Here is a 24381-nt window from a genome sequence, read left to right as displayed (position 1 = left end):
TCCGCGTCAGGCTGGCAGGGCCATGGCAGCGACCGGCGGCGTGGCCTGGCCGGTCGCCGTGCTCGTGGTCGCCGCATGCTGCGCCAACGCAGCGTTGAGCGCATGGCCATGCTCGTCGGCCAGCGCGGCCTCGCGCCATGCGCGCAGCGTGGCGGGCGCGAGCGTAGGACCGGCTTCGCGCCAGGCAGCGATCACGGTGTCGTAGTTGCGCACGCCACGCTCGTGGGTGTCGCTGTAGCCCTTCACCAGCTTCTGGCAGCGGGCCAGTTCCACCGCGAGTTCCGGCGAGGCGGCGGCCGCGTCGCGCAGGCCCTGCAGCCATTGCGCGATGCGGCCGTTCTCCTCCGCATAGCGGATGGTGCTGCGGCGCCAGCGGCGGGCGAAGGCCACGGCCGACAGCAGCAGGAAGCCATGCACCGAGCTGGTCTGCACGACGCGGCCCTTCTTCGTCATGCCCTCCACCAACCGGCGCGGCGCGCCCGAGCCCATGAGCCAGCGGCCGATGCCGCCGGGCAGGGTCTCGCAGATCTCGCGCAGGCCCGGGTGCATGTATTCGTTGATCGCGATCACCTGGTCGGCGTTGACGCCGGTCTCCTGCTTCACGCGGGCGAAGCGGCTGGAGCGGGTCTTGAGCTGCGCGACGCGCGCCGTGTCCTCGTAGCTCATCCACAGGGCCAGGTGGCGCGCCGTCTCGCAGGCCAGCGTGCGGGCCGCGTCGTCGGGCAGTTGGCAGACCTCGGCCATGCGGTCGAGGTAGAGCGCGGCATAGGCCACGTCCTGGTAGTCGACGAGGCGACGCAGGCCTTCGAGCATCAGCGGCTGGGCCTGGACCGGAAACTCGCCATAGAGGCGCGTCAAAAGCGCCTGGATGGCCGGATCGGAGGAGTCCGCGCGCGGCGTGGCCGGCGCTGCCGCCTCAGTCTGGGCAGGCATTTCGCCGGCCTGCGCCCGGGCGAAAGCCGCGCCGAAGGCCTTGAGACTGGGCTTCACGCCAACACCGCCCCGCTCGATGGTGGCCTCGAACTGTTCGCGGGCGAAGGGCAGCACGCCGGTGCCGGCCAGCGCGCCGAACAGCACGGCGCTGATCACGCTGCCGTTCTGCGCCGCGGCCTCGGCCATGTCGAAGCGCACGAAGCGCTGCGCGGCCTGCTCGGCATGGGCCAGCAGCTGCGTGCTGTCGACCCGGCCGTCGCCCATGGCACTTTTCTCGGCGATGGAATAGACGCGGTGCGTGGAGGCGACCAGCGTGGTGCGGTCGGGCGTGACCAGCCCGCGCTGCACGGCGCGGCCGGCTTCCATCAGCTCGGAGCACAGCACCACGTCGACGTCGCCCGGCAGCGGCATCAGCGCCAGCACGGGCTGGCCGCCGTCGGCATGGGCCTGCGCCTCGGGGTACATCTCCACGTAGTAGATGGTGGCGCCGGTGCGCTGCGCCACGCCCGGCACCGAGGTGGTCTGCGCGATCCAGCCGTTGGCCTCGCCCAGGTCCACCAGCCAGTCGGCCAGCACGCCGCCGCCCTCGCCGCCCATGGCGAGGATGGCGATCTTGATGGGTTGCTGCTGTTGCGTCATGTCGAACTCCTGCTTCGCATCAGAACGCCAGGCGCGCCCGGCGCTCGGCGTCGCGGCGCTGCATCCAGCCGATGACGGCGCCGCGCACGCGCTCGCGCAGCCGGTCCCAGCCGGTGGGGTTGCTCACCACCTGGGCCTTGTAGAAGGAAGGGCACAGCACCGCCGCGTGCGACACCTCGCCGCACACGCCGCAGCCCACGCAGCTGTCCATCACAGCGGCGACGGGCTCCTGCCGCAGCGGATCGGGATTGGGCTTGATCGACAGCGAGGGGCAGCCCGACAGGCGGATGCAGGAATGGTCGCCGGTGCAGGTGTCGGGGTCGACGCCGAACTTCTCGCGCACCATGCGCTTGCCGTCGGCGATGGCCTTGCGCACCAGCGGCTTCTCGCGGCGCTGGCGGTTGAGCATGCACTCGGACTGGGCAATGATGACCTTGGGGCCCTTGTCCTTCGTGGTCAGCGCCTCCCTGAGCGTGTCGCGCATGCCGGCCACGTCGTAGGTGCGGCGCAGGGTCCTGACCCATTTGACGCCCACGCCTCGCACCGCCTGCTCGATCTCGTGGCCGGTGCTGCGCGTGGCGTTGACGGCCTTGGACGACAGGATGTCCTGCCCGCCGGTGGCCGAGGTGTAGTTGTTGTCGACCACCACCGTGAGGTTGTCGCTCTGGTTGAACACCGCATTGGCGATGCCGCTGGTCAGGCCGTTGTGCCAGAAGCCGCCGTCGCCCATCACCGCGATGGCGCGCTTGTCGGCCTGGGTGTTGAGCGCCGCCGCGCCGGCCGCCCCCAGGCCGTAGCCCATGGTGGTGTTGCCGATGTTGAACGGCGGCAGGATGGAGAACAGGTGGCAGCCGATATCGGCCGACACATGGTGCTGGCCCAGCTCGCGCTGCACCAGCTTCATGGCGCTGAAGATGGGCCGCTCGGGGCAGCCGGTGCAAAAGCCCGGCGGGCGCGCATGCACGCTGCGCTCCAGCGGCATCAGCTGCGCTTCGCTGATCAGCGGAATGATCTTCCGCGGCTTGGCGGGCGCGACCTCGGCCGGGGCCGCCTTGGGGGCGAGGCGGCCGTAGCGCTCGCAGAAGGCACGGGTGCCGGCCATCACGGCCTGGGCGGTGTATTCGCCGGCCACGGGCAGTAGGTCCTTGCCGTGCAGCGCGGTGCTGCTGCCGGCCTGGCGCAGGATGGTGGCGATATTCTGCTCGACGAAGTTGGGCTGGCCCTCTTCGACCACCAGCACGGCGCGCTTGCCTTCGCAGAAGCGCAGCACCTCGCTGTCGATGACGGGATAGGCCACGTTCATCACGTACAGCGGCACCTTGGAGCGTCCATACACGTCGGCCAGGCCCAGGCGCTCCAGCGCCCGCACCTGCGTGTTGTAGCAACCGCCCTGCACGATGATGCCGATGTCGTCCGCGCCCTCGGCGAAGAACTCGTTGAGGCCGCGCTCCTCGATGAAGCGCACGGCCGCCGGCCAGCGCTGCTTGATCTTCTCCTGCTCGTGCAGGAAGCTGGCGGGGGGCAGCACGATGCGGTCGACGTCGCGCCGCGGATTCTCCAGCGCCTCCTTCAGCGTGAAGCTGGCGCGGCGGTTGTCGGAGGCGGTGAACTGCCCGTGTACGTGGCAGGCACGGATGCGCAGTTGCAGCATCACCGGCGTGTTGCTGGCCTCGGAGAGTTCGAAGCCGGTCTTCACGGCCTGCACGATGCTGGGCAGGTTGGGCCGCGGATCGAGCATCCACATCTGCGACTTCATGGCGAAGGCATGGCTGCGCTCCTGCATGATGGAGGACCCTTCGCCGTAGTCCTCGCCCACGATGATGAGCGCGCCGCCGGTAACGCCACCGGAGGCCAGGTTGGCCAGCGCGTCCGACGCCACATTGGTGCCCACCGTGGCCTTGAAGGTCACGGCGCCGCGCAGCGGATAGTTGACCGAGGCCGCCAGCGTGGCGGCGGCCGTGGCCTCGCTGGCGCTGTTCTCGAAGCGGATGCCGTGGTCGGCCAGGATGTCCTGCGCATCGGCCAGCACGTCCATCAGGTGCGAGATGGGTGCGCCCTGGTAGCCGGCGACGTACGAAACGCCCGACTCCAGCAAGGCCTTGGTGACGGCCAGAATGCCCTCACCGCGAAAGGTCTCGCCTTCGGCAAGACGCAGCTTCTTCACTTCTTCGACGAACGAACGCTCGGCCATGGGACTGCTCTCCTGGGAAACGCGTACGGCGCTTCCAATCGTGGGGTGGCAAGATCCAACTCTATTTAGACCTGAATCTATTCACAATCATGCATTACCCTAGCCAAGCAATCGGTATGCCAGCGAGAGGACCATCCCGGCCATGACATTGCACACCCCCGAGTCGCGCCTGTTCGTCGACGACTACCTGCCCGCGCTGCTGGCGCAGGCCAGCCAGCTCATCTCTGGCGAGTTCCACAAGGTGGCGCGGCAGCACGGCTTTTCGGTGTCCGAATGGCGGGTGATGGCCTCGCTGGCCGACGGCGAGGCCATCAGCATCGGCGACCTGGCCCAGGTGACCGTGACCAAGCAGCCCACGGTGACGCGCCTGCTCGACCGCATGGAGGCCAAGGGCCAGGTGGAGCGCCTGCCCCATGAGAGTGACCGCCGCATCACGCTGGTGCGCATCACGCCCCAGGGCGCGGAGGCCGTGGCCCATCTCATGAAGCTCGCGCGCGAGCATGAACACCGCGTGCTGGAGCCCTTCGGGCTGCAACGGGCAGAGGAGCTGAAGAAGACATTGCGGCAGATGATCGCGCTGCACGCGGACCAGGCCGAGAACAGTGAAGAGGCAGAGTGAATGCCGCTGACGTGACGCCCCATCGCTGCCACTGCAGCGCAAGGTGCGCACCGATGCCGGCGCCGGTTCGTGGCTTTCAGTCGAAGGCCAGCACGGCCCGGCCGCGGTGCCCGCGCTGGCCGATCCAGGCCAGCGCCTGCGGTGCCTGCGCCAGCGCGAAGCGCTGCGTGGCCAGGCTCAGGCGGCCATCGCGCAGCAGTTCCAGCAGCTGCGGCGCCGCCGCCCGGCCCTGCGCCTCGCGGCGGTACATGTTGAGCGGCAGCAGCCGCACGTCCCGCTGCATCAAGAGCGGCAGCGACAGGCTCACCTGCTCGCCCGCGGTGTAGCCCACCAGCACGATGCGGCCACCCGGCGCGATGGCCGACAGCGCCTGCTCCAGCACCGGGCCGCCGACGGTGTCGACCAGCAGGTCCACCGGCTCCGTGGCACTGGGCGCTTCGACGAGGTCGGCACCCCATGCGTGCGCCAGTTGCCGCGTGATGCTGCCGACGGCCCCGCTCGCGCCGGTGACGCCCACGCGCTCGCCCGGCTGCAGATCCGCCACATGGCGCAGCGCCACCCACGCCGAGGTGCAGGGCGAGAAGAACGCCGAGCCCAGCGCCATATCCACGCCCTCGGGCAGCAGTCCGATGGACTCATGGGGCGCGTCGATCCACTCGCACCAGGTGCCGTCGCGCCGCGTCCCGAGCCCGCCGCCGCGCAGCCACACGCGGGTTCCGGGCGCGAAGCGGTCCGACTGCACGACGATGCCCGCCGCCTCCACGCCGGGCGTGTAGGGCAGCGGTGGCGGCTGCAGGAAGCCGCCTTTCATCACCGTACGGTCCACATGGGCCACCGTCGCGGCGGCCGTGCGCACCAGCGTGTGGCCGGCGCGCGGCTGCGGATCGGGAACCTCTTCCAGCACCGGCGGCTGGCCCCAGGCATTGACGCGCCAGGCCTTCACGCCGGCAGGCCCGACAGGAAGCCGTGCACCGCCGCCGCAAAGGCCTCGGGCATCTGGTCCGGCACGGGCACCATGCCGCCGTCGATCTCCACCAGCGTAGCCTGCGGCAGGTGGTGCATCAGCTCCTGCGCATGCGGCGCGGCAAAGGGATCGGCCGTCGCGCGAAGGATGCAGACGGGCTGCGTGATCAGGCCGATGCGCTCCTCCATGCGATAGGCCGCCACCGCACGATGGCCGGCTTCGGGGTCGGCCACGGCCAGCGCGTCGCGCACAAAGGCCTCGAGCAGCTCGGGCCGGTCCGGCGGATAGAAGCCCTGGCGCCGCTGCCACAGCGCCATCAGGTGGCTGCCGTCGTTGCTGGGCGCCACCTCGTCGATGGGCGGCCGCTCGGCACGCGCGCGACGAAACGCCGCATCGGTGAAAGGCGTGGAGGACAGCACGAGCAACGCCACGCGCGAAGGGGCCAGCGCAGCCAGCTCAACGGCGACCACGCCGCCGGTGTGATGGCCGACGACGTGCACGCGGGGCAGACTCAGCGCGTCGATCAGTTCCAGCGCCACACGCGCGTAATGCTCGATGGCGGCCGGCACCTCACCCGCGGCCGAATCGCCGAAGCCGGCCGTGTCCATCGCGATGGCGTGCCAATGCTCACCCAGCAGCGGCAGCACCGCCGCGTACTCGCGCCAGCTGCGCGGCGACTGGTGCAGCAGCAGCACCGCGGGTGCGGCCGGGTCGCCGCAGGCGGCATGGTGCACCTGGCCCACCGACAGGTCGGTGAAGGCGCGGCGGATCACAGGGCTCATGCCAGCGTCTCGTCCTGCGGCCCGCGCCACAGGCCGGCGCTGCGCAACTGGGCCAGCGTGCGGGCGAGCACGTCGGCACGGTAGGCGGCCAGGTCGCGGCCTTCATAGGCATAGAAGCCACTGCCGGTCTTCAGGCCCAGGCGCTGCTGGCGCACCATGTCCTCGACGATGGCAGGCGCGGCATAGCGTGCCGGGTCGATGGTCTGCGACATCTCGCGGCTGGCGTGGTGCAGGATGTCGCAGCCGCCGAAGTCGATGAACTCCACCACGCCCAGTGCTGCGAAGCGCAGGCCCAGGCCGAAGCGGGTGGCCTTGTCGATCTCCTCGGCGGTGGCGGCGCCCTCCTCCACCATGCGGGCCGCCTCGTTCATCACCAGCGCCTGCAGGCGCGGCACGATGTAGCCCGGTGTGGGGCCGCAGACCACGGGCAGCTTGCCGATGGCCTCCAGCAGTGCCTTGGTGCGGGCCAGCACTTCGGCGTCGGTGCCGTCGTGGCAGCTCAGCTCCACCACCGGGATCACATAGGCCGGATTGAGCCAGTGCATGTTGAGGAAGCGCTGCGGCCGACGCACCAGCGCCGCCAGCTGCGTCACCAGGATGCTGCTGGTGGTGGAGGTGAGTATGGCGTCGTCCCGGCAATGGCGGTTGAGCCAGTCAAAGGCCTCGCGTTTGGCCTCCATCGTCTCGGGCACGCCCTCGAAGACCAGCTCGGCGGCAGCAAGGGCGGCGGGCGCTTCGTCCACGCGCACCAGTTGCACGCGGGCGGCGATGGGCGCGACCTGCGCTTCGCGCAACACGCCCTGGCGGGCCAGGCCGCGCAGGGCGCCCTCGATCTCGGCCGTGGCTTCGGCCGTCAGGCGCGCCCAGGCTTCGTCGCTGCGCGGGCGCAGGTCGACGAGGGCGATGCGGTGGCCGGCGTAGGCGAAGGCGATGGCGATGCCGCGGCCCATGCGGCCGGCGCCGACGGCGACGAAACGTGGCAGTGGCGCCGTCGCGGTGGACTCGCGGGCAGACGCGATGGGCGTCGGCTCATTCGCCATCGTGCAGCCGCTGCGTCAGCGCCTTACGGGACAGCGACGCCAGACCCAGCGCCTCGAAGCTGCGCGGCCCCTGCCGCAGGTCGCGCCCCAGGAAGCCGCCGACGATGGCCAGCAGCCCATGCGCGATGGGTGCATCCACACCCGCATGCCGCGCAGCCGAGGCCAGGAAGGCCAGGCCGAGCTCGGTGTCCTCGGTGATGTAGCGGTGGCCGTAAAGGTCGATGTTCTCGCGCCAGTCGCCGGACTTCACCAGCTGCTTATGCGCATCGCCGTACATCCAGCGGTCGTTGTTGTAGTGGTCGGCCAACGGATAGTGCGGCGCGCCCTGGCCGAAGGCCTCGCGCACGGCGATGCGCTCCTGGTCCAGGCGATCGGTCACCTCGCGCACGGCGCGCTGCGTGCCTTCGTTGTGGATGTCCCACCGCTCGAAGTGCTGCAGAGGCGCGGCATTCATCACCATCAGCGGCGGGTGAATGATCGGCCCCGCGTTCATCAGCGCGCCCGAGAGCGCATCGCCGCAGCCGTGCACCGCCGGATAGGCGCCGCGGATCACGTCGATGGCCCGCTCGGCATGGCGCGCCGGATAGACGCCCGTCGGCAGGCGGATCGCGCGGATGGTGACGTTGACCTCGCGCTCGCCATGCTTGCGCGCGAGGTAGGGCAGCGTGCCGGTCTCGGCCCAGGCCACATCCGCGCGGTTGCCGGCCTCGCGCACGATACGCGCCATGACCACGCTGCCGAAGGTGCCCGGCGGCAGAAAGACCACCTGGCCATCGACCAGATGCGGCGCCATGGCGCGGGCGATGTCGGCCTGGGCGGTGGCCGGCACCGGCACCACGATCAGCTCGGCGTCGCGCAGGGCCTCGCCGATGTCGGCCGTGGCCAGGGCGATGGGCACGTCGCGTGCCCCGGCCGCGTCCTTCAGGCGGATGCTCCCCGCCTCGACCACCGGCTGCAGCGCCTGCGCGCCCCGGCGCCACAGCCGCACTTCGTGGCCGGCCTCCGACAGATCGGCGGCCGCGGCGTAGCAGCCGTGCCCTCCACCCAATACCGCAATCCTCATGTCTGCTCCTGGTGTGGCTGGCGGACGAGGGTCTGCCGAGGCCATATAAACATTACTTTTGATTGGTTTAGTTGTCAACTTAATTGCCGCTCTCCCTTCGCTGGTGCCCGCCCGCGTCTGGAGCGCGGCTTCGCGCGTGTTTGGGGCTGCCTTGCCGGCCGCGACCGAGCCGGATCACGGGGCGACCGCACCCCGGCAAAAATTTTTGCGAGGGGTGTTGACCATGCCGAAAAAGCCTGCCTATAATCGCGTTCTTCGCTGAGTTGATCGACAGATCGATGCAAGCGGGCTCTTAGCTCAGTTGGTAGAGCAGCGGACTCTTAATCCGTAGGTCGAGTGTTCGAGTCACTCAGGGCCCACCAGACAAATGAATCAAGCACCTGGATCGAAAGATCCAGGTGCTTTTTTCTTTTCGGCTACAGCGCCCGCCCTCTGGTCAGCCGGGCACAGTGCGAGCCAGCGGCGGCCCCAGGCTCGTCTGGTCCGCACTGTGCGCTGCGCAGGTGGCGGCCCGAAGCGCGCCTCCCAGACTCCCTCCTCTCTCAAACCCCTGCGCCTGGGCCTCGCCATCCTGCTCGGATTTCTGGCTCGAAATCTTGCACCGCTTTGCCAGAAATTCCGATTCAAATTCACCGTTTCAATTAATCACGATCAATTGTGAAATTGACCGTGAACAACAAGCGGGAAAAAATATTTGCCTCCTGCGCGCCGACAACATACGCTATGGCGCTCTCGGATTGAAAGCCGATTTATTCGCTCACCGGGATGCGGGCCGCCAGTTCCATGGCGGATCCCGACGATCCACGAATCAAAAACAATGCGTCTCCGGAGGGGGCATGAGCCGTCGATCTGCAGTCCTTGAAAGCTGCATCCCACCTCGCCATGAAGCGAGCGTTCTTCCCTGGACAAACACACCCGCCGATACCGGGGCAGGCACACCTCGGCAAGTCCGGAAAGCGGTACGCATGGCCGCAGCGCCCTGAGTCGCGGGCCCCGATGCCGCCTGGCAGCAGGGCAATTCCTTTTGAATCCATTTCGCGCGAGCCATTGCCTTTGCGCCGCGGCTCGGTGTGCCTGCCAATTCAATTTCCCAGCCAATTGATCGGACCCAACGCCAATGTCCGATCTTCACCAAGGAGATGACACCCATGGCCCCACATTCAGCAAAGCGCCCGCCGCACCCGGGAAACACGAAATACGCCCTGCGGAAAAAAGTATTCGTGCGGCTGCCAAAACGCCTCGCTCTTCCGTTGCTGCTGGCGTCCATCTGGGGGCTGCCAGCCCATGCCGCCGACATCAGCTGGTCAGGCGCCAGCGGCAGCAACTGGTCCACGGCCGGCAACTGGATCGGCGGCGCGGCCCCCGGCAGCACCGACACGGCCGTGCTCAACGGCACGGGCAGCATCCGGATCGCCGACCAATCGGTCACCCTCAATGCCTTCTCGCTGGCCACCAGCCTCGCGAACACGACGCGCCTCACGATCAGCGGCGGTGGCCGCCTGACCGTCGCCCTCGGGGTGATCGGCGCCACGGGCGGCAGCGGCAGCGTCGTGGTCAGCGGCCCCGGCTCGATGCTGACCAACACCTCGGAAATCACCATCGGCCGCAACGGCACCGGCTCGCTCACCGTCATCGACGGCGCGCACCTGGTGTCGCGCCGGCTGGCCCTCGGCACGCCGACCTGGGAGGTGGCCGGCGGCACGCCCGCAGGCGGCTCGGGCTCGCTCACCGTGAGCGGTGCCGGCACGCTGTGGGAGAACACCGCCGGCGTCGACGTCGCGCGCAACGAAAGCCCGGGGTCCACCGGCACCCTGACCATCTCGGAGGGTGCCACGGCACGCATCCGCAGCACGGGCGTCTACACCGGCGCGGGGGCCACGCTCAACTTCACGGGCGCCGGCACCCGCGTCGAGATCGGCGACCCCACCGACCCCAACGATCTGCAGGCCACGTCCTCGGGCTGGCTGAGCGCCGATGGCGGCAACATCCAGGTCTCGGGCGGTGCCAGCCTCTACACGAGCGGCACCTACGTCGGTGCGAGCGGCGCCTGGGCCACCACCATGACCGTGACGGGCCAGGGCACCAGCTTCATCGGCGAGCAGCGCATCTATGTCGGCGGGCAGAACGGCTCGCGCGACGTCGATCCGGTCAACGGCAATGGCCTGCTGACCATCGCGGACGGCGCCACCGCGTGGGGCGGCACGGTGGGCGTGGGCATGGACCCCCATTCCAAGGGCGTGGCCGTGGTGACCGGCAACGGCTCGCAGCTCTGGGCCAAGGCCAACACGGCGCTGACCACGCCGACGCGCGGCAACTTCTACGTCGGCTACGCGGGCGACGCACTGGTCGTGGTCTCGGACGGCGGCACCATCAAGGCCGACAACGAGGTGCGCATCGCCTACGACAGCGGCTTCGGCAAGCTGGTGATCGGCGCGCAGGAAGGCCAGGCCGCGGCCGCACCCGGCAACGTGATCGCGGCCAACGGCATCGTCTTCGGCGACGGCGCGGGCGAGCTGGTCTTCAACCACACGGGCACGGGCCTGCTGTTCGGCAGCACGCTGAGCGGCAACGGCACGCTCAAGGCGCTGGCGGGCACCACGATCCTGAGCGGCGACAGCTCGGCCTTCACGGGCAGCACCGCTGTCAAGGGTGGCGAGCTGCGGGTCAACGGCTCGCTGGCCGGCTCCGCGGTGACGGTGGGCAGCGGCGCGCGCCTGTCGGGCAACGGCACGGTGGGCAGCCTGAGCCTGCAGTCCGGTGCCACCGTGGCGCCCGGCAACAGCCCGGGCACGCTCACCGTCGCCGGCAACTACACCCAGGCCGCCGGCTCCACCTACGAGGCCGAGTTCGTGCCCGGCACCGCCACCTCCGACCGCATCGCCGTCAAGGGCACGGCCCAGATCGCCGATGGTGCCGTGCTGCGGGTCTCGCGCTACGGCAGCACGGCGCCCTTCAGCCTCACCGACCGCTACACCGTGCTGACCGCCGACGGCGGCGTCACCGGCCGCTACGTGCTGACCGGCGACACCAGCATCTCCACCTTCTACGCCCTCACGACCGGCACCGACGCGGGCAGCGTCTACGTCGCCGCCCAGCAGGTGCGTGCCTTCACCAGCGCGGCGCTCACGGCCAACCAGATGACCACGGCCGGCGCGCTGCAGAGCCTGGCCGCCGGCGGCGCCCTGCGCACCGCCATCGGCTACCTGCCGGACGACGCCCAGGCCCGCGTCGCCTTCGACCAGCTCTCGGGCGAGATCCACGCGTCCCTCCGCGGCGCGATGGTGGAGGACAGCCGCTTCGTGCGCACGGCCGCCATCGACCGGCTGCGCGCCGCCTCCGGCGCTGCGACCGCGCCGGCGGGCGCCAGTGCCGACGCCAACGGCCTGGCCGTGTGGTCCCACGTCTACGGCACCTGGGGCAAGACGAGCGGCAACGGCAATGCCGCCTCGCTCTCGCACGACACGGGTGGCTTCGTCGGCGGTGCGGACCTGCCCGTCTTCGACACGGCCCGGGCCGGCGTGCTGCTGGGCTATGGCCATGCCTCTTACGACAGCGACGGGCGCAACGCGTCGGGCTCGTCCAACGGCTACACCCTGGGCGCCTACGGCGGCACGCAGCTCGGCGGCTTCGGTGTGCGGCTGGGCACGGCCTACACCTGGAGCGACGTGAGCACCCGCCGCGACGTCGTCTTCAGCGGCCTGGCCAATGGCCTGTCGGCCAAGTACGACGCCCGCACCTTCCAGGCCTTCGCCGAGGCGGGCTACCGCATCGACGCCGGCGCGGTGGCGCTCGAGCCCTTCGGCGGCCTGGCGCATGTGGCGGTGCGCACCGACGGCTTCACCGAGCGCGGCGGCGTGGCGGCCCTGAGCTCCGGCAGCAGCAACACCGACGTCAACTTCTCCACCCTGGGACTGCGCGGCTCGGGCGAGTTCAACCTGGGCGGGCGCACCCTGACCGCCAGCGCCTCGCTCGCCTGGCGCCATGCCTTCGGCGACACCACGCCGCAGGCCAGCTTCCGCTTCCTCGGCTCGGACGCCTTCGGTGTGAGCGGCGTGCCCATCGCGAAGAACGCCGCCCTCGTCGAGGCCGGCGTGACCACGCAGATCGCGCGAAATGCCTCGCTGCGCCTGTCCTACACCGGGCAGTTCGGCAGCCACGCCCGCAGCCAGGGCCTGCGCGGCAATCTGGACTTCCGGTTCTGAGCGACATGCCGGCGCGCGGTTTGGGCGGCCCGGTCGCCTCCGCCGGGCGCCGGGCGGCTTGCCCGCAAGGCCCGCCCTTGGCCTGGCGGAAACTTTTCCTCCTGACCATGACCTGACTGACGTTCTTCACCCAGAAAGGATGCCTTCATGGACACCTCCGCCCTGCGCGCCACCCTGTCGCTCAGCCTGATGGCGGCCTTTGCCGATGGCGACAAGCACGAGCGCGAGCGCGAAGAGATCCGCCGCATCGCCCAGGGCCTGGGCGCCGAGGGCGCCGTGCACCTGCCCACCCTCTACCAGGACGTGCTGCTGCAGCGTGTGACGCTGGCCGACGTGGCACAGGGACTGCCCGAGCGCGGCGCCCGGCAACTGGCCTACGAGATGGCCGTGTGCGTATGCGATGCCGACGGCGCCCTGTCCCCCCGCGAGCAGGCCTTCCTGGCCGAGGCCCGCCGCGTCCTGGCGCTGGACGGCACGGCAGAAGCCTTCGAGTCCGAAGCCCGCACGCTGGCCGAGGCGCCCCTGGCCGGCCCGACCGCCCTGGTGCCGGCCGCCGCCGCGGGCGCCGCGGCCCTCGCGCCCACACCGCTCGATGAACCCGCCGCACGACCGGCCGCCGCGGTGGACTCCGCCGAACTGGACGACCGCATCCTCAAGGCCGCCATCACCTGTGGCGCGCTGGAACTGCTGCCCGAGACCCTGTCCACGCTGGCCATCATTCCGCTGCAGATGAGGCTGGTCTACACCATCGGGCAGGCCCACGGCTACGAACTCGACCGCGGCCACATCAAGGACTTCCTGGCCACCGCCGGGGTCGGCCTGACCTCGCAGTACCTGGAGCAGGCCGGCCGCAAGCTGATCGGCGGGCTGCTGGGCAAGATGGGCGGCGGGCTGCTGGGCGGGGTCGGCAAACAGGCCGTGAGCTCGGGCATGAGCTTCGCCACCACCTATGCGCTGGGTCACCTGGCGCGGCGCTACTACGCCGGCGGCCGCAGCTTCTCGCCCCAGATGCTCAAGGACAGCTACGCCAGCATCCTCGAACAGGGCAAGGGCCTGCAGGGCCGCTACCTGCCGCAGATGCAGCAGCAGGCCAGTCAGATGGACCTGGGCAAGGTGATGGCCCTGGCCAAGGGCTGGCGCTGAGGCGCCGGCGCCTGCCTCGGAAGTAGCGCTTTCGGCTGATCTTGCCCCGTGCGGGACACGGCACGCAGAATGGACCGCTTCGTGGCCCGTCCCCGGCCGGCCGCCGCCCTTCTCCCTGGAGACATCCCAACGCGCGAAGCCCGCCGGCGTCTGCCCGCCCGCCATGGCCGCCGCGCCGCGCCTTCGACCCGCGCCATGATTGCTGCCCCCATTCCCCCCGATGACGCCGCCCGCGTGCGCGCCCTCCACGCCCTGGGCGTGCTGGACACGCCGCCCGAGGAACGCTTCGACCGCGTCACCCGCCTGGCGCGCCGCATGTTCCAGGTGCCCATTGCCCTCGTTTCGCTGGTCGATACCGAACGCCAGTGGTTCAAGTCCTGCCAGGGTCTCGACACGCCGCAGACGCCGCGCGACATCTCCTTCTGCAGCCATGCCATCCTGCAGGATGAGGTCACGGAGGTCCCCGACGCCACCTGCGACGAGCGATTCCACGACAACCCGCTGGTCATCGAGGCGCCCCATGTGCGCTTCTACGCCGGGGCGCCGCTGGTGGACAGGCAGGGCCAGCGCCTGGGCACCTTGTGCATCCTCGACCACAAGCCGCGCCGCCTCAGCGAGGAGGATCGCGCCCTGCTGCGCGACCTGGCCGACATGGTGCGCGAGGAACTGATCGCCGCCCACGCGGCCACCACCGACCATCTGACCCAGCTCAGCAACCGGCGCGGCCTGGAGCTGCTGGGCGGCCATGTGCTGAAAGTGTGCGAACGGCTGGCCATGCCCGCGCGGCTGCTCTTCCTCGACCTGAACGGCTTCAAACAGATCAACGACCGCTTCGGCCATGCCGAGGGCGATGCCGCGCTGCAGCGTTTTGCCGAGGCGCTGCGGCGGGTCTTCCGCGCGGCCGACGTGGGGGCTCGCCTGGGAGGCGACGAATTCGTCGTGCTCATGAGCAATGCCGACGACGACGCCGCCGAGGCCGCGCTCGGCCGGCTGCGCGCCGTCATCGACGACTGCAACGCGGGGCGGCCGCCGGCCATGGCCCTGCGCTACAGCGCCGGCCTGGCCCGCTGGTCGCCGCGCGACGGTACCGACATCCACGACCTGCTCCAGGATGCGGACCGGGCCATGTACCGGCACAAGCGGCAGCGCCCGGCATCGGGCAGCGAGCGCACGCACTGAATGCGCGCGCCCGGTCAGCGCTGCGCTCTGTCCGATCAGTCGAACAGGCCCGTCAGCGCCACACGCGTCACCACGCCCGAGCTGGTCGCGCCCACGCCCACGGTGACGCTGTAGCGGCCGTCCTGCGTGGTGTGCCGCAGCGAGCCTCCTACGGCGCTCTCGCTGCGGTAGTTGCCCAGGCCCACGGCGTAGCTGGTCCGGCCCGGCACGGCGGGCGCGGCCTCCATCGCCGCCACGCCTGCGATGCCCGCGTAGGCGCGGCGCGCGTTGTCGTCGATCTGGCTCTGGAGGCGGCTGGAGGCCAGATCGGTGTAGGCCCGCGCGGCGCCCAGGCTCTGCGCCGCGGCGTTGTCGGCATGCGCGTTGGCCGCGGCCACACCGTCGCCGACCATGCCCTGCACCTGCCCGACGTTGGTGGCGTCGCCGGCCGCACTGCCGGCGGCCACGCCGGTGATCTGCCGGTTGCCCACGGCCACCTCGCCGCTCGACGACTGCGCGTCGGCCAGGCCTGCCGCCGCGTAGCCGGACTGCGCGCCCCGCGTGGTCGCGCTGCCCGCACCCAGCGCCACGCTGCCAGCATGGGCCGCCGTGGCATTGGCGCCCAACGCCAGGGCGTCGTCGGCACTGGCCCGTGCCGCGATGCCGATGGAGACCGCCTGGTTGGCGCGCACATAGGCGCCCGCCTCCGTGCCGATGGCGATGTTGTTGGCACCGCTCACATTGCGGCCGGCACCACTGCCCTGCGCCAGGTTGCCGTCGCCCACGACACCCTGGCCCGCGCCGGTGCCCAAAGCCTGGTTGCGGTTGCCCTGCACACCGCCGCCGGCGCCCGTCCCCATGGCCAGGTTGTTGCTGCCCGAGACCTGCGCACCGGCCATGGTGCCCGCGGCCTGGTTGCCCGAGCCGCGCACGCCGACGCCCGCGTCCTGCCCGGTCGCCAGGTTGTTGCTGCCGTTCACGCCCACGCCCGCGCCGCCGCCGTAGGCCTGGTTTCCGCTGCCCACCACGTCGCGGCCGGCGTTGCTGCCGTAGGCCTCGTTGTTGCTGCCGGTCACGTTGGTTCCAGCCCAGAAGCCAAGGGCGTTGTTGTAGTCGCCCGTCACGTTCTGGCCGGCGCTGCGGCCCAGCGACTGGTTCCAGCCCCCATTGACGTTGGTGCCGGCGTAGTAGCCGATGGCCTGATTGGCGTTCTTGCCCGACACGTTGGAGCCGGCGCCCTCGCCGACGGCCAGGTTCCAGTTGGTGCCCACATTGTTGCCGGCGCCATTGCCCAGGGCCTGGTTGTTGCTGCCGGTGACCGTGCGGCCCGCATTGGTGCCATAGGCGTTGTTGTACGAGCCCGTCACGCCGGTGCCGGCCCAGAAGCCGGTGGCGTTGTTGTAGTTGCCCGTCACGTTCTGGCCAGCGCTGCGTCCGATGGCCTGGTTCCAGCCGCCCAGCACGCTCTGTCCTGCATTGAAGCCGATGGCCACGTTGGCATTGCCGCCACTCACGTTGGTGCCCGCGGCCTCGCCGATGGCCAGGTTCCAGTTGGTGCCGACGCCGTTGCCGGCGCCCTTGCCGATCGCCTGGTTGTTGCTGCCGGTGACGCCGGTCGTGCCGGCGCCGTCGCCGATGCCCAGGTTTCCCTTGGTCGGGTCCCAGGCCACCGGCTGCGCGGCGGCGAGGCCGCCACCGGCAGCCAGAACCAGGGCCAGGCCCAGCGGAGCGGCACGGCGCGCCGCGCGCGTGGGTCGTGTCGCATGTTCATACGCTGCTTCCCCTCTTGTTCTTCCGACGCGGTGGCCGGCTTCAGAGCTTGGCCAAGTGCAGGGCCATGGCCGGGTCGCTCACGCTGGGCTTGCCGGTCTCGACCCGACCGGCAAAGCGGCGCTCCATGCCGGCGGCGGCGACCGTGAAGTCGTACCAGCGGCCACTGCCGTCCAGGTTCCAGTGCAGCATGCCGGTGGCGCCGGGGTCCACGGCCAGCGTCCACGGCCCGTCGTTGCGGTAGGCGTTGGACGTCACGGTGACGCTGCCGGCGGCCTTGCCGGCGTTGCGCACCTTGACGTAGACCTGCCCGCCCGCCGGCTCGTAGCAGACCTGCACCTCGGGCTTGAAGCCGGCCGCGTCCTGGGCGAGCGCATCGCCCTTGAAGGTGCGCACGAAGCCATTGCTGCTGTAGACCCACAGCTCGTACTTGCCGCCATCGGTGGCTCCGGCGTCCCAGTAGTCCGACAGCTGCTTGCCCGCTTCCACGGTGTAGCGACGCGGAATGCGGTCGAGGTGCAGCTTGTCGTAGACATGGAACACGGCGCCCTGGTTGCCCGTGTTGCTGAAGATCAGCTGCACCATGCCGCGCGACTCCACGCGCGCGCTGGTGTGCAGCTCGTAGGGCAACGCACGCGAGGGACGCGTGCCGGTCTCCTGGTAGAGCGGCTGCGGCGTGGCCGGCGCCGTGGTCACCGGCGAGGTAGGCAGCAGGCGCTGCGCGGCATTGATGGCCGCGTAATTGCTGGTGTCGGGAAGCCTGGGCACCACCGGGTCGTTGGGCGTGGCGAAGTCGAAACACGAGGTGAGGTCGCCGCACACCGCACGGTGCCAGGGGCTGATGGCGTCCACGCTGATGCGGAAGCGCTGCTCCAGGAAGCGGGCCACCGAGGTGTGGTCGAACACCTGCGAGTTGACCCAGCCACCCTTGCTCCAGGGCGAGACCACGTACATCGGCACACGCGAGCTCAGGCCCCAGGGGCGGGTCTTGCCACTGGTGGTGTCCTCGGCCTTGAGGTAGCTGCCGACCGAGGCGTCGAAGTACTCGCCCTCCAGCGACACGGTGGACTTGCCCATCAGGTTGCCACTGGCGTCGTACGACGGCACGGCGGGCATGGCCGCGTGGTCGAAGAAGCCATCGTTCTCGTCGAAGGTGACGAACAGCACCGTCTTGCTCCACACGGCCGGATTGGCGGTGAGCGCGTCCAGCACATCGGCGATGAAGTCGGCCGCGCCGGCCACACCTTCGCTGCTGCCCGGGTGCTCGGCCAGGGCCTGCGTGGGCAGCACCCACGAGACCTGCGGCAGCGTGTTGTTGATCACGTCCTGCCTGAGCTGGGCCAGGAAGTTGGTCGCGCCGTCGGCGGTGGCCGGGCCACCCGTGAGGCCGTGCTCGTAGATGGGCGAGCCCGGCTGCGCGGTGCGGACGCTCTGGAAGGCCAGGCAGCCGTGCATGGCGCCGGTCCAGTTGTTGTTCATGTTCTGGTAGATGTGCCAGCTGATGCCGGCCCGCTGCAGCACGTCGGGGAGCGTGTCCCATTTGAAGGCGGTGTTGACGTACTTGTAGTTGTAGGCGCCCGTTCCGGGGTCGACCTGGCCGGAGCCGTCCGCCTGCTGCGCGCGGCCGGCGACCCAGTTGGAGGGGCTGGGCCAACAGCGCGAGTTGACGGGCTCCGAATCGGCATCGGTGCTGTTGATGCCCTTCTTGCGCAGCTCCGGATTGAAGTTGGAGCCCGACCAGAAAATGATCCGGTTGGGATCGGTGCCGGTGAGGATGGAGCAGTGGTAGCCATCGCACAGCGTGAAGGCATCGGCCAGCGCGAACTGGAAGGGGATGTCGTCCCGCAGGTAGTAGCCCATCGTGGCCTGGTTCTTGAACTGGATCCAGCGGTCCATCTTTCCCTGGTTCCAGGCGGCCTGCTGGTCGGGGAAGTTGTGCGGCGTGCCCGAGCCGATCAGCGCATTGGCAATGCGCGAGTCGCGACGGAAGGGCGGGATGTCCGCACCGCCGCTCGGGTTGGGTTGGTAGAACACCGGCTTGCCGGTGGACAGCGGCAGCGGGAAGCGGTCGCCGAAGCCGCGCACCCCGCGCAGGGTGCCGAAGTAATGGTCGAAGCTGCGGTTCTCCTGCATCAGGATGACGATGTGCTTGACGTCATCGATGGTGCCCTTGTCGACAGCGGCCTCGACGGCCAGGGCCTTGCGGATGGCGGGCGGCAGCACGCTCAGGGCCGAGGCCGCGCCGAGCGCGCCGGCCGACTTGCGGAAGAAATCGCGACGGGAAGAGGAGTTCATGGGGTTCTTTCAACGCCAGGGACGACAGGGGGTTCGGTGAAGAAGGCGGTGCGCCGGGGGCTCAGGGCGCGCACTTGAGCGCAGGCTCGGCGGCCGTGCCGCCGCCCGCGGCGGGCGGTGTGCCACCGCCACTGCCGTTGCCGGCCGGCGCACCCTGCCCGGGCAGGAAGGCCAGGCCGCCACCACCGCCGCTGCCACCGCCGCAGGCGCCGAGGGTCAGGCACAGGAGAAGGCCCGCCGCAGCGAGGCCGTACCGGGAAGATGCTGTCTTCATGGGGTTTCCTTTGGATCGAAGGACACGAGGGGAGAAGGAGGCGCGCGCAGGGCGCGGCCAGGGCCGATCCGCAGGGCCGGGCAGGCCACGCGGCATCGGGCGGACGGGGGAAGCGGAAGGTGGGGTACGCCGGCGCGCTGGCAGACGCGCGTCACGGCGCATCACGGCGGCCGGCGCGGGATCAGGGCTCAGCCATAGCGGCTGCGCAGCCGGGCGGCGACGCGGTCGAGCAGGAGCACGGTCAGGAAGATCGCGATCAGGATCGTCCCGACGTGCGCGTAGTTGTACATGTCATAGCGGCCCTTGAGCTCCTGCCCGATGCCGCCGGCGCCCACCAGGCCCACCACGGTGGCCATGCGCACGTTGCGGTCCAGCACGTAGAGCGTGTAGGCGATGAAGCCCGGCATCACCTGCGGCAGCACGGCAAAGCGCATCACCGCCAGCGGGCCGGCGCCGATGGCACGCAGCGCCTCCTGCGGGCGGTCGTCGGCGGTCTCGATGTCCTCGGCGTAGAACTTGCCGAGGAAGCCGGCCGCGTGCAGGGCCAGCGCCAGCACGCCGGCGATGGGACCGAAGCCGTAGGCCAGCACCAGAAAGAGCGCACTCACCAGCTCGGGGACCGCGCGCAGCAGGCCGACCACGGCCCGCGCAGCGCCGTAGACAAGCCGGTTGGGCGCGTAGTTGCGGGCGCTGCACCAGGCCAGCGGCGCGCTCAGCACGATGGCGATCAACGTGGCCCAGGCGGCGATCTCGAAGGTCTCCAGCATCTTGGCCGCCACATGCCACAGGTAGCCCAGCGGCTCGACCAGCACCTCCTGGCGCACCACCCGGTCCTCCATGGCGAGGGTCTGCGGATTGAGCCGCGGCTCGTGCATCTCCACGGTCTCGATGTGCGAAAGCCAGGGCAGCTGCTGGCGATCGAAGCCCTCGATGCGGGCGACTTCGGTGCGCTCGGAAATCTGCGGCGGAAAGAGCGAGCGGGCGATGGTGCCCAGCCCGTTCAGCACCTGCGACTGCTCGCGCAGGCCGACGGCGGCGAGCATGCCCTCGCCGGTGAGCGAGAGCATCCGGCCCAGTTCCACACGCTGCCCGGCCCAGAGCCCGCCGGCGAGCACCAGCGCCAGGACCAGCAGCGTGCGCAGGCCGAAGGGCTGCGGCAGGGCCCACTGCGCCGCGGGGCGCACGGGCGCCTGCGCGTCGGTCGCGAGGGATGCGGGGAGGGTCATGGCGCAAGCTCCAGAAGACCGACCGGCAACGCGGGCTGCGGCGCCGGCGACAGGGCCGGCGCAGGGGACGCGCAACTGCCTGCCGCCACCCCGGTCGCAGGAGGCGCGTCGGCGGCGCGCCCGTACACCGCCTCGAAGGCGCCCTGCCCGAAGGCCTGCGGCACGCCGTCGAACACCACGCGGCCCCGGCGCAGCGCCACGATGCGGTCGGCGAACTCGCGCGCCAGATCGAGTTGATGCAGGCTGCACAGCACGGTGGCGCCGCGCTCGCGCGCCTGTCGGCGCAGCAGGTCGAGCACGTCGTGGCTGGTCTGCGGATCGAGGCTGGCGACCGGCTCGTCGGCCAGCACCAGCGGCGGATCGCGCATGAAGGCGCGCGCGATGCCCACGCGCTGTTGCTGCCCGCCGGAGAGTTCGCTCACCCGGCGCAGCAGATGCTCCTCGCCGAGGCCGACGGCCTCGATCAGCGCACAGGCCTTGCGCCGGGCCTCGTCGGTGAACAGGCCCGGCAGCATGCGCCAGAGCGGCATGGCCGGCAGCGCGCCGCACAGCACGTTCTGCGCCACCGTGGCCCGCGCCACCAGGTTGAACTGCTGGTGGATCATGCCGATGCACGGACGCAGGCGGGCCAGGTTGCGCGGCGCCACCAGCGCGCCTTGCACCCGCACCTCACCCGCGGTGGGCCGGGCCAGGCCGTTGACCGTGCGCAGCAGCGTGGATTTGCCCGCACCCGACGCCCCCAGCACCACGCAGAACTGCCCGGCGGGCACATCGAGCGAAACACCGTCCAGCGCCTGGGTGCCGTCGGCGTGGCGCAGGGCGACCGAATCGAAACACAGCATGGGTGGACCTTCGGCAGCGTGGATCGTGGTGCGGGCGCCGGCGCTCAACGCTCGGCCGCCTTGGCGAGGATGCGGCCCTTGAGGTCGTCGGTCAGCAGGCCCAGCTTCTCGGCCGCCACATTGAACTCGTCCTCCGAGAAGCGGGTGTCGTAGCCGTCGATGCGTGCGCCGCCGTAGCCGCGGATCATTTCCGGCGTCACGCCCGGCGCCTTGTTGACGGTCTGGAAGGCCTCCTTGAGCCGGGTCTTCATCGCCTCTGGCAGGCGGGCGTTGAGGGCCAGCGGCGGATAGGGAATGGCCATGCTGCGGGCGACGACCTTGATGGTCTTCGGATCGACGGCGCCTTGCTTGACCGCCTTCTCGTAGGAATCGAAGGAGAGCGAGGCCACGTCCACTTGGCCCTGGACCAGCGCCGCCAGGCTGCTGGCATGGCTGCCGGTCATGCGGATGGCGGCCAAGTCGCGCGCCGGATCGATGCCCGCATCCAGCAGCATCGCAACCTGGAAGGTGAAGCTGGAGGCCGAGTTGACATCGCCGAAGGCCACGCGCCGGCCCTTGATGTCCGCGATGGTGGCGATCGGCGCATCGGCCTTCGCGAACATGCCGGCGTAGTAGACCGAGGCGCCCTTTTCCACGCCCACGGCCAGCAACTGCGCGCAGCCGCGCTTGTGGGCCTGCACGTACGACACCGGCCCGAAGAAGGCGATGTCGGCCAGCTGGTTGCACATGCCCTCCACCACGGCACCGTAGGACTGGCCCACCTTGAGGTCGAAGTTCAGGCCGGTGGCCCGGCTCACGGCGTTGAAGACCGGCGCGTAGTCGGCCTTGGTGCCCGATTCGGTGCCGCCATCCGCGGGAATCAGCAGCACGCGCAGCGGATGCTCGCGCGAGCCGTCGGCGACGGTCTGCGCGGCCGACGGCAGTGCCAGCACGGCGGTGAGCGAGACGGCGGCGGCCGCGAGGGCCAGGAGCTTCTTCATGGTGGATTCCTTCGTTGCTGAGGCGGGGACGAGGGCCGGTGCCGCTCGGATGCCGGTGAGCTTAGGAAGCCAAGATGACAGGCAAATGAAATAAGCTCATTTCATTTAATGCCATATGCTGAGCTTTACTCAATAGAATCGCGCCCCACGCCGGCGCCCTGCCCGCCGGCCAACTGCCCCGCGATTCATGAACACCTTCGCTTCCCTCGCCCGCCCGCCGCGGCACCCCCTGCAGAAGACGGGCGCTTACGTCCGCGACGCGCTGGCACGGGCCGACCACCTGCTGCTGGACCTCGACGGCACGCTGGTGCGGCAGAACGAAGCCATCGACGGCTCCGCCGAGCTGCTCGCGCGCTTCGAGGGCCGCTTCGCCATCGTCTCCAACAACTCCACGCACACGGCTCAGGGCCTGTCGCTGCGCCTGCGGCGGCTGGGCCTGCGCGTGCCGCCCGGGCGCATCGTGCTGGCCGGCGAATGCGCCGTGGAACTGCTGGCGCGGCAGCAGCCCGGCGCGCGTGTGATGGTGGTGGGCAGCGCGGCACTGCAGCGGCTCGCGGTGGGGCGCGGATTGCGGCCGGTGGCCACAGAGGCCGACGTGGTGCTGCTGGCGCTGGACCTGCGTTTCAGCCATGCCCGGCTGTCCGCCGTGGTGCACGAGCTGCGTGGAGGCGCCCGCCTGCTGGTGGCCAATGCCGACACCAGCCATCCGGGTCCGCAGGGCCGGCTGGTGCCGGAAACAGGCGCGCTGCTGGCCGCCGTGGTGGCCGCCAGCGGCGTGCGGCCCTGGCGCGTCGTGGGCAAGCCCGAGCCGCTTCTCTTCGAGCAGGGGCTGCGCTGCCTGGGCGCCGATCCGGCCCGCACGCTGGTGGTGGGCGACAACCCGGCCACCGACGCCGCCGGTGCGGCCCGGCTGGGCCTGGCCTGCCTGCTGGTGGGGGATGCGCCCAGCGCCCACGCCGCCTCCGTGGCACAGCTGGCGGCCCCGCCAGCGGCGCCGGTGCAGCTCAGTAGCGCTTGATCGACAGCACGTCGAAGGTCTGGCGCAGTGTGCGCACGGCGGTGTCGTAGTCCGACAGCGCCAAGCACGCGATCAGCACATCGATGATGGCCAGTTGCGCAAGCCGGCTGGTCATGGCCTCGGTGCGGAAATGGGTCTCGCGTGCCATGGTGAACAGCACCACGTCGGCGAAGGCCTGCAGCGGCGACTTGCCGAAGTTGGTGATGCACACGGTAGAGGCGCCCGCCTCCTTGGCCAGCCGCGTGGCCGTCACCGTCTCGTGCGTGCTGCCCGAATGCGAGATGGTCAGCACCGCCACCTTCGCATCGGTGAGCGAGGCGCAGATCGCCTGCACATGCGAGTCGACCACCACCTTGGCATTCAGGCCGATGCGCAGCATGCGGTAGTGCGCATCCTCGGCAATGGTGGCCGAGCTGCCGATGCCGTAGATCTCGATGCGCTCGGCCTGGCGCAATAGCCTGACCGCACGCTCCAGCGCCGCCGCGTCGAGCGAGGCCTGGGTGTCGTGCAAGGTCTGGATGTTGCTCTGGAAGATCTTGCGGATCACGCCCGCGGCCGTGTCCTGCGGATCGAGGTCCTCGTGGATGAACTGCACCGGCCGCACGATCTCCTGGGCCAGGGCGATCTTGACCTGCTGGAAGCCGGTGGCACCCAGGTTCTTGCACAGGCCCACCACGCTGCCTTCGCTGGAGCCGGTGCGCTCGGCCACCTCGCTCACCGACATGTGCACCACCTCGCGCGGATGGTTGGCGATGAAGCTGGCGATGCGCTGCCCCACCGGCCCGAGCGAGGACCACAGCGTCTCGATGCGCGCGAGCACCGCCAGGGCCTGCCCGCCGGCTGCGACCGGCTGGGGCGCAGGCGCAGGGGTCTTGGCGTTGGACGGTCGGGCGGGGCTGCTGCGCTTCATGGGGCGCGAGCTTACCCGGCGGACATGGCGCTCCCGGCCGCAGGGCCGCCACCGGCGCCTTCATGAGGCCGACTTGAAAGCCCGCCAAGCTGCCGGCCATGTCGCCTTCCCAGCAGTTCGCCGTCCTCGCCGCGCAGACGCCACCACCCTACCGCCGCTATGCCTGGCTGATCGTCGAACGCCTGGACGAGGAGGACGTGCCGCTGTGCGAATCGCTCGGCACCTTCCCCACCATGATGTCGGCGCTCTATGCAGGGCAGCAGGCGCTGCAGCAGATGCAGTCCGGCGGCTGAGCGCCCGACGCCGCCCAAAAAAAAAGCGGCCGGGGCGCC

Annotated in this window: 19 protein-coding genes and 1 tRNA gene; 7 read left to right on the top strand and 13 right to left on the bottom strand. The window is 70.4% G+C overall.

Annotated features, from left to right (window positions below):
• Positions 1-6: 6 nt before the first annotated feature.
• Positions 7-1572 carry an indolepyruvate oxidoreductase subunit beta family protein gene (locus ABIC63_RS10230; RefSeq protein ID WP_354319653.1) on the bottom strand — a complete coding sequence of 522 codons (1566 nt, stop codon included), beginning with the start codon at positions 1570-1572 and terminating at the stop codon, positions 7-9.
• A gap of 19 nt (positions 1573-1591) precedes the next feature.
• Positions 1592-3763 (bottom strand): thiamine pyrophosphate-dependent enzyme, encoded by a 2172-nt coding sequence (locus ABIC63_RS10225; RefSeq protein WP_354319652.1) that lies wholly within the window; start codon positions 3761-3763, stop codon positions 1592-1594.
• A 142-nt stretch (positions 3764-3905) separates the two neighbouring features.
• Here ABIC63_RS10225 and ABIC63_RS10220 point away from each other — a divergent pair, with 142 nt between their 5' ends.
• Positions 3906-4382, top strand: a complete 477-nt coding sequence (locus ABIC63_RS10220) for a MarR family winged helix-turn-helix transcriptional regulator (RefSeq protein ID WP_354319651.1) — start codon at positions 3906-3908, stop codon at positions 4380-4382.
• 76 nt (positions 4383-4458) lie between these two features.
• On the opposite strand, the gene ABIC63_RS10215 is transcribed toward ABIC63_RS10220, so the two are convergent.
• From ABIC63_RS10215 to ABIC63_RS10200, 4 genes are read right to left on the bottom strand one after another with little or no spacing between them, the layout of a single operon-like run.
• Positions 4459-5325 carry a quinone oxidoreductase family protein gene (locus ABIC63_RS10215; protein ID WP_354319650.1) on the bottom strand — a complete coding sequence of 289 codons (867 nt, stop codon included), beginning with the start codon at positions 5323-5325 and terminating at the stop codon, positions 4459-4461.
• Positions 5322-6128, bottom strand: coding sequence for an alpha/beta fold hydrolase (locus ABIC63_RS10210; RefSeq protein WP_354319649.1), 807 nt, complete (start codon positions 6126-6128; stop codon positions 5322-5324). Before ABIC63_RS10210 ends, ABIC63_RS10215 begins: the two co-directional genes overlap by 4 nt.
• Positions 6125-7168 (bottom strand): 3-hydroxybutyryl-CoA dehydrogenase, encoded by a 1044-nt coding sequence (locus ABIC63_RS10205; RefSeq protein ID WP_294371480.1) that lies wholly within the window; start codon positions 7166-7168, stop codon positions 6125-6127. The genes ABIC63_RS10210 and ABIC63_RS10205 overlap by 4 nt, the downstream gene beginning before the upstream one ends.
• On the bottom strand, positions 7158-8231 hold the full coding sequence (locus tag ABIC63_RS10200) for an NAD/NADP-dependent octopine/nopaline dehydrogenase family protein (protein ID WP_294371481.1): 1074 nt from the start codon (positions 8229-8231) through the stop codon (positions 7158-7160). Before ABIC63_RS10200 ends, ABIC63_RS10205 begins: the two co-directional genes overlap by 11 nt.
• Before the next feature lie 286 nt (positions 8232-8517).
• Between ABIC63_RS10200 and ABIC63_RS10195 the strand changes: the two genes are divergently transcribed.
• The 4 genes from ABIC63_RS10195 to ABIC63_RS10180 all read left to right on the top strand — a co-directional run bounded on the left by ABIC63_RS10195 (position 8518) and on the right by ABIC63_RS10180 (position 14755).
• Positions 8518-8593, top strand: a tRNA-Lys gene (locus tag ABIC63_RS10195).
• An 888-nt stretch (positions 8594-9481) separates the two neighbouring features.
• Positions 9482-12433: an autotransporter outer membrane beta-barrel domain-containing protein gene (locus ABIC63_RS10190; RefSeq protein WP_354319648.1), complete on the top strand. Its 2952-nt coding sequence runs from the start codon at positions 9482-9484 to the stop codon at positions 12431-12433.
• A gap of 147 nt (positions 12434-12580) precedes the next feature.
• Positions 12581-13576: a YcjF family protein gene (locus tag ABIC63_RS10185; protein WP_294371648.1), complete on the top strand. Its 996-nt coding sequence runs from the start codon at positions 12581-12583 to the stop codon at positions 13574-13576.
• Between the two features lie 195 nt (positions 13577-13771).
• Positions 13772-14755, top strand: coding sequence for a sensor domain-containing diguanylate cyclase (locus tag ABIC63_RS10180; protein WP_294371649.1), 984 nt, complete (start codon positions 13772-13774; stop codon positions 14753-14755).
• Positions 14756-14790: 35 nt separating this feature from the next.
• Here ABIC63_RS10180 and ABIC63_RS10175 read toward each other — a convergent pair whose 3' ends face one another.
• The 6 genes from ABIC63_RS10175 to ABIC63_RS10150 form a co-directional block, all read right to left on the bottom strand.
• Positions 14791-16404: a YadA family autotransporter adhesin gene (locus tag ABIC63_RS10175; protein WP_354319647.1), complete on the bottom strand. Its 1614-nt coding sequence runs from the start codon at positions 16402-16404 to the stop codon at positions 14791-14793.
• A gap of 142 nt (positions 16405-16546) precedes the next feature.
• A complete protein-coding gene (locus tag ABIC63_RS10170; protein WP_354319646.1) occupies positions 16547-18799 on the bottom strand; it encodes a phosphocholine-specific phospholipase C in 2253 nt (750 codons plus the stop codon).
• 61 nt (positions 18800-18860) lie between these two features.
• Positions 18861-19073 carry a hypothetical protein gene (locus tag ABIC63_RS10165; RefSeq protein WP_294371655.1) on the bottom strand — a complete coding sequence of 71 codons (213 nt, stop codon included), beginning with the start codon at positions 19071-19073 and terminating at the stop codon, positions 18861-18863.
• A gap of 188 nt (positions 19074-19261) precedes the next feature.
• On the bottom strand, positions 19262-20299 hold the full coding sequence (phnE, locus tag ABIC63_RS10160) for a phosphonate ABC transporter, permease protein PhnE (protein ID WP_354319645.1): 1038 nt from the start codon (positions 20297-20299) through the stop codon (positions 19262-19264).
• Positions 20296-21141 (bottom strand): phosphonate ABC transporter ATP-binding protein, encoded by an 846-nt coding sequence (locus tag ABIC63_RS10155; RefSeq protein WP_354319644.1) that lies wholly within the window; start codon positions 21139-21141, stop codon positions 20296-20298. The genes phnE and ABIC63_RS10155 overlap by 4 nt, the downstream gene beginning before the upstream one ends.
• Positions 21142-21185: 44 nt before the next feature.
• Positions 21186-22121 (bottom strand): phosphate/phosphite/phosphonate ABC transporter substrate-binding protein, encoded by a 936-nt coding sequence (locus ABIC63_RS10150; RefSeq protein ID WP_354319643.1) that lies wholly within the window; start codon positions 22119-22121, stop codon positions 21186-21188.
• Positions 22122-22308: 187 nt separating this feature from the next.
• On the opposite strand from ABIC63_RS10150, the gene ABIC63_RS10145 reads away from it, so the two are divergent.
• Positions 22309-23139: an HAD-IIA family hydrolase gene (locus ABIC63_RS10145; protein ID WP_354319642.1), complete on the top strand. Its 831-nt coding sequence runs from the start codon at positions 22309-22311 to the stop codon at positions 23137-23139.
• Here the strand turns inward: ABIC63_RS10145 and ABIC63_RS10140 are convergent.
• Positions 23126-24049 carry a MurR/RpiR family transcriptional regulator gene (locus ABIC63_RS10140; RefSeq protein WP_354319641.1) on the bottom strand — a complete coding sequence of 308 codons (924 nt, stop codon included), beginning with the start codon at positions 24047-24049 and terminating at the stop codon, positions 23126-23128. The two genes, ABIC63_RS10145 and ABIC63_RS10140, sit on opposite strands and share 14 nt — an antisense overlap.
• A gap of 98 nt (positions 24050-24147) precedes the next feature.
• Between ABIC63_RS10140 and ABIC63_RS10135 the strand changes: the two genes are divergently transcribed.
• A complete protein-coding gene (locus ABIC63_RS10135) occupies positions 24148-24342 on the top strand; it encodes a hypothetical protein (protein WP_354319640.1) in 195 nt (64 codons plus the stop codon).
• Positions 24343-24381 lie beyond the last annotated feature (39 nt).

It is taken from the genome of Pseudacidovorax sp. 1753, assembly GCF_040544975.1.
Classification (GTDB): domain Bacteria; phylum Pseudomonadota; class Gammaproteobacteria; order Burkholderiales; family Burkholderiaceae_C; genus Xenophilus.
Note: the sequence above shows the minus strand (reverse complement) of the source record. Positions and strands in the feature narration are given on the sequence as shown.

Coding starts and splice junctions, on each gene's coding strand:
- ABIC63_RS10230 (WP_354319653.1), bottom strand. CDS start 1,572: ATGACGCAACAGCAGCAACCCATCAAGATCGCCATCCTCGCCATGGGC.
- ABIC63_RS10225 (WP_354319652.1), bottom strand. CDS start 3,763: ATGGCCGAGCGTTCGTTCGTCGAAGAAGTGAAGAAGCTGCGTCTTGCC.
- ABIC63_RS10220 (WP_354319651.1), top strand. CDS start 3,906: ATGACATTGCACACCCCCGAGTCGCGCCTGTTCGTCGACGACTACCTG.
- ABIC63_RS10210 (WP_354319649.1), bottom strand. CDS start 6,128: ATGAGCCCTGTGATCCGCCGCGCCTTCACCGACCTGTCGGTGGGCCAG.
- ABIC63_RS10205 (WP_294371480.1), bottom strand. CDS start 7,168: ATGGCGAATGAGCCGACGCCCATCGCGTCTGCCCGCGAGTCCACCGCG.
- ABIC63_RS10200 (WP_294371481.1), bottom strand. CDS start 8,231: ATGAGGATTGCGGTATTGGGTGGAGGGCACGGCTGCTACGCCGCGGCC.
- ABIC63_RS10185 (WP_294371648.1), top strand. CDS start 12,581: ATGGACACCTCCGCCCTGCGCGCCACCCTGTCGCTCAGCCTGATGGCG.
- ABIC63_RS10180 (WP_294371649.1), top strand. CDS start 13,772: ATGATTGCTGCCCCCATTCCCCCCGATGACGCCGCCCGCGTGCGCGCC.
- ABIC63_RS10170 (WP_354319646.1), bottom strand. CDS start 18,799: ATGAACTCCTCTTCCCGTCGCGATTTCTTCCGCAAGTCGGCCGGCGCG.
- ABIC63_RS10165 (WP_294371655.1), bottom strand. CDS start 19,073: ATGAAGACAGCATCTTCCCGGTACGGCCTCGCTGCGGCGGGCCTTCTC.
- phnE (WP_354319645.1), bottom strand. CDS start 20,299: ATGACCCTCCCCGCATCCCTCGCGACCGACGCGCAGGCGCCCGTGCGC.
- ABIC63_RS10155 (WP_354319644.1), bottom strand. CDS start 21,141: ATGCTGTGTTTCGATTCGGTCGCCCTGCGCCACGCCGACGGCACCCAG.
- ABIC63_RS10150 (WP_354319643.1), bottom strand. CDS start 22,121: ATGAAGAAGCTCCTGGCCCTCGCGGCCGCCGCCGTCTCGCTCACCGCC.
- ABIC63_RS10145 (WP_354319642.1), top strand. CDS start 22,309: ATGAACACCTTCGCTTCCCTCGCCCGCCCGCCGCGGCACCCCCTGCAG.
- ABIC63_RS10140 (WP_354319641.1), bottom strand. CDS start 24,049: ATGAAGCGCAGCAGCCCCGCCCGACCGTCCAACGCCAAGACCCCTGCG.
- ABIC63_RS10135 (WP_354319640.1), top strand. CDS start 24,148: ATGTCGCCTTCCCAGCAGTTCGCCGTCCTCGCCGCGCAGACGCCACCA.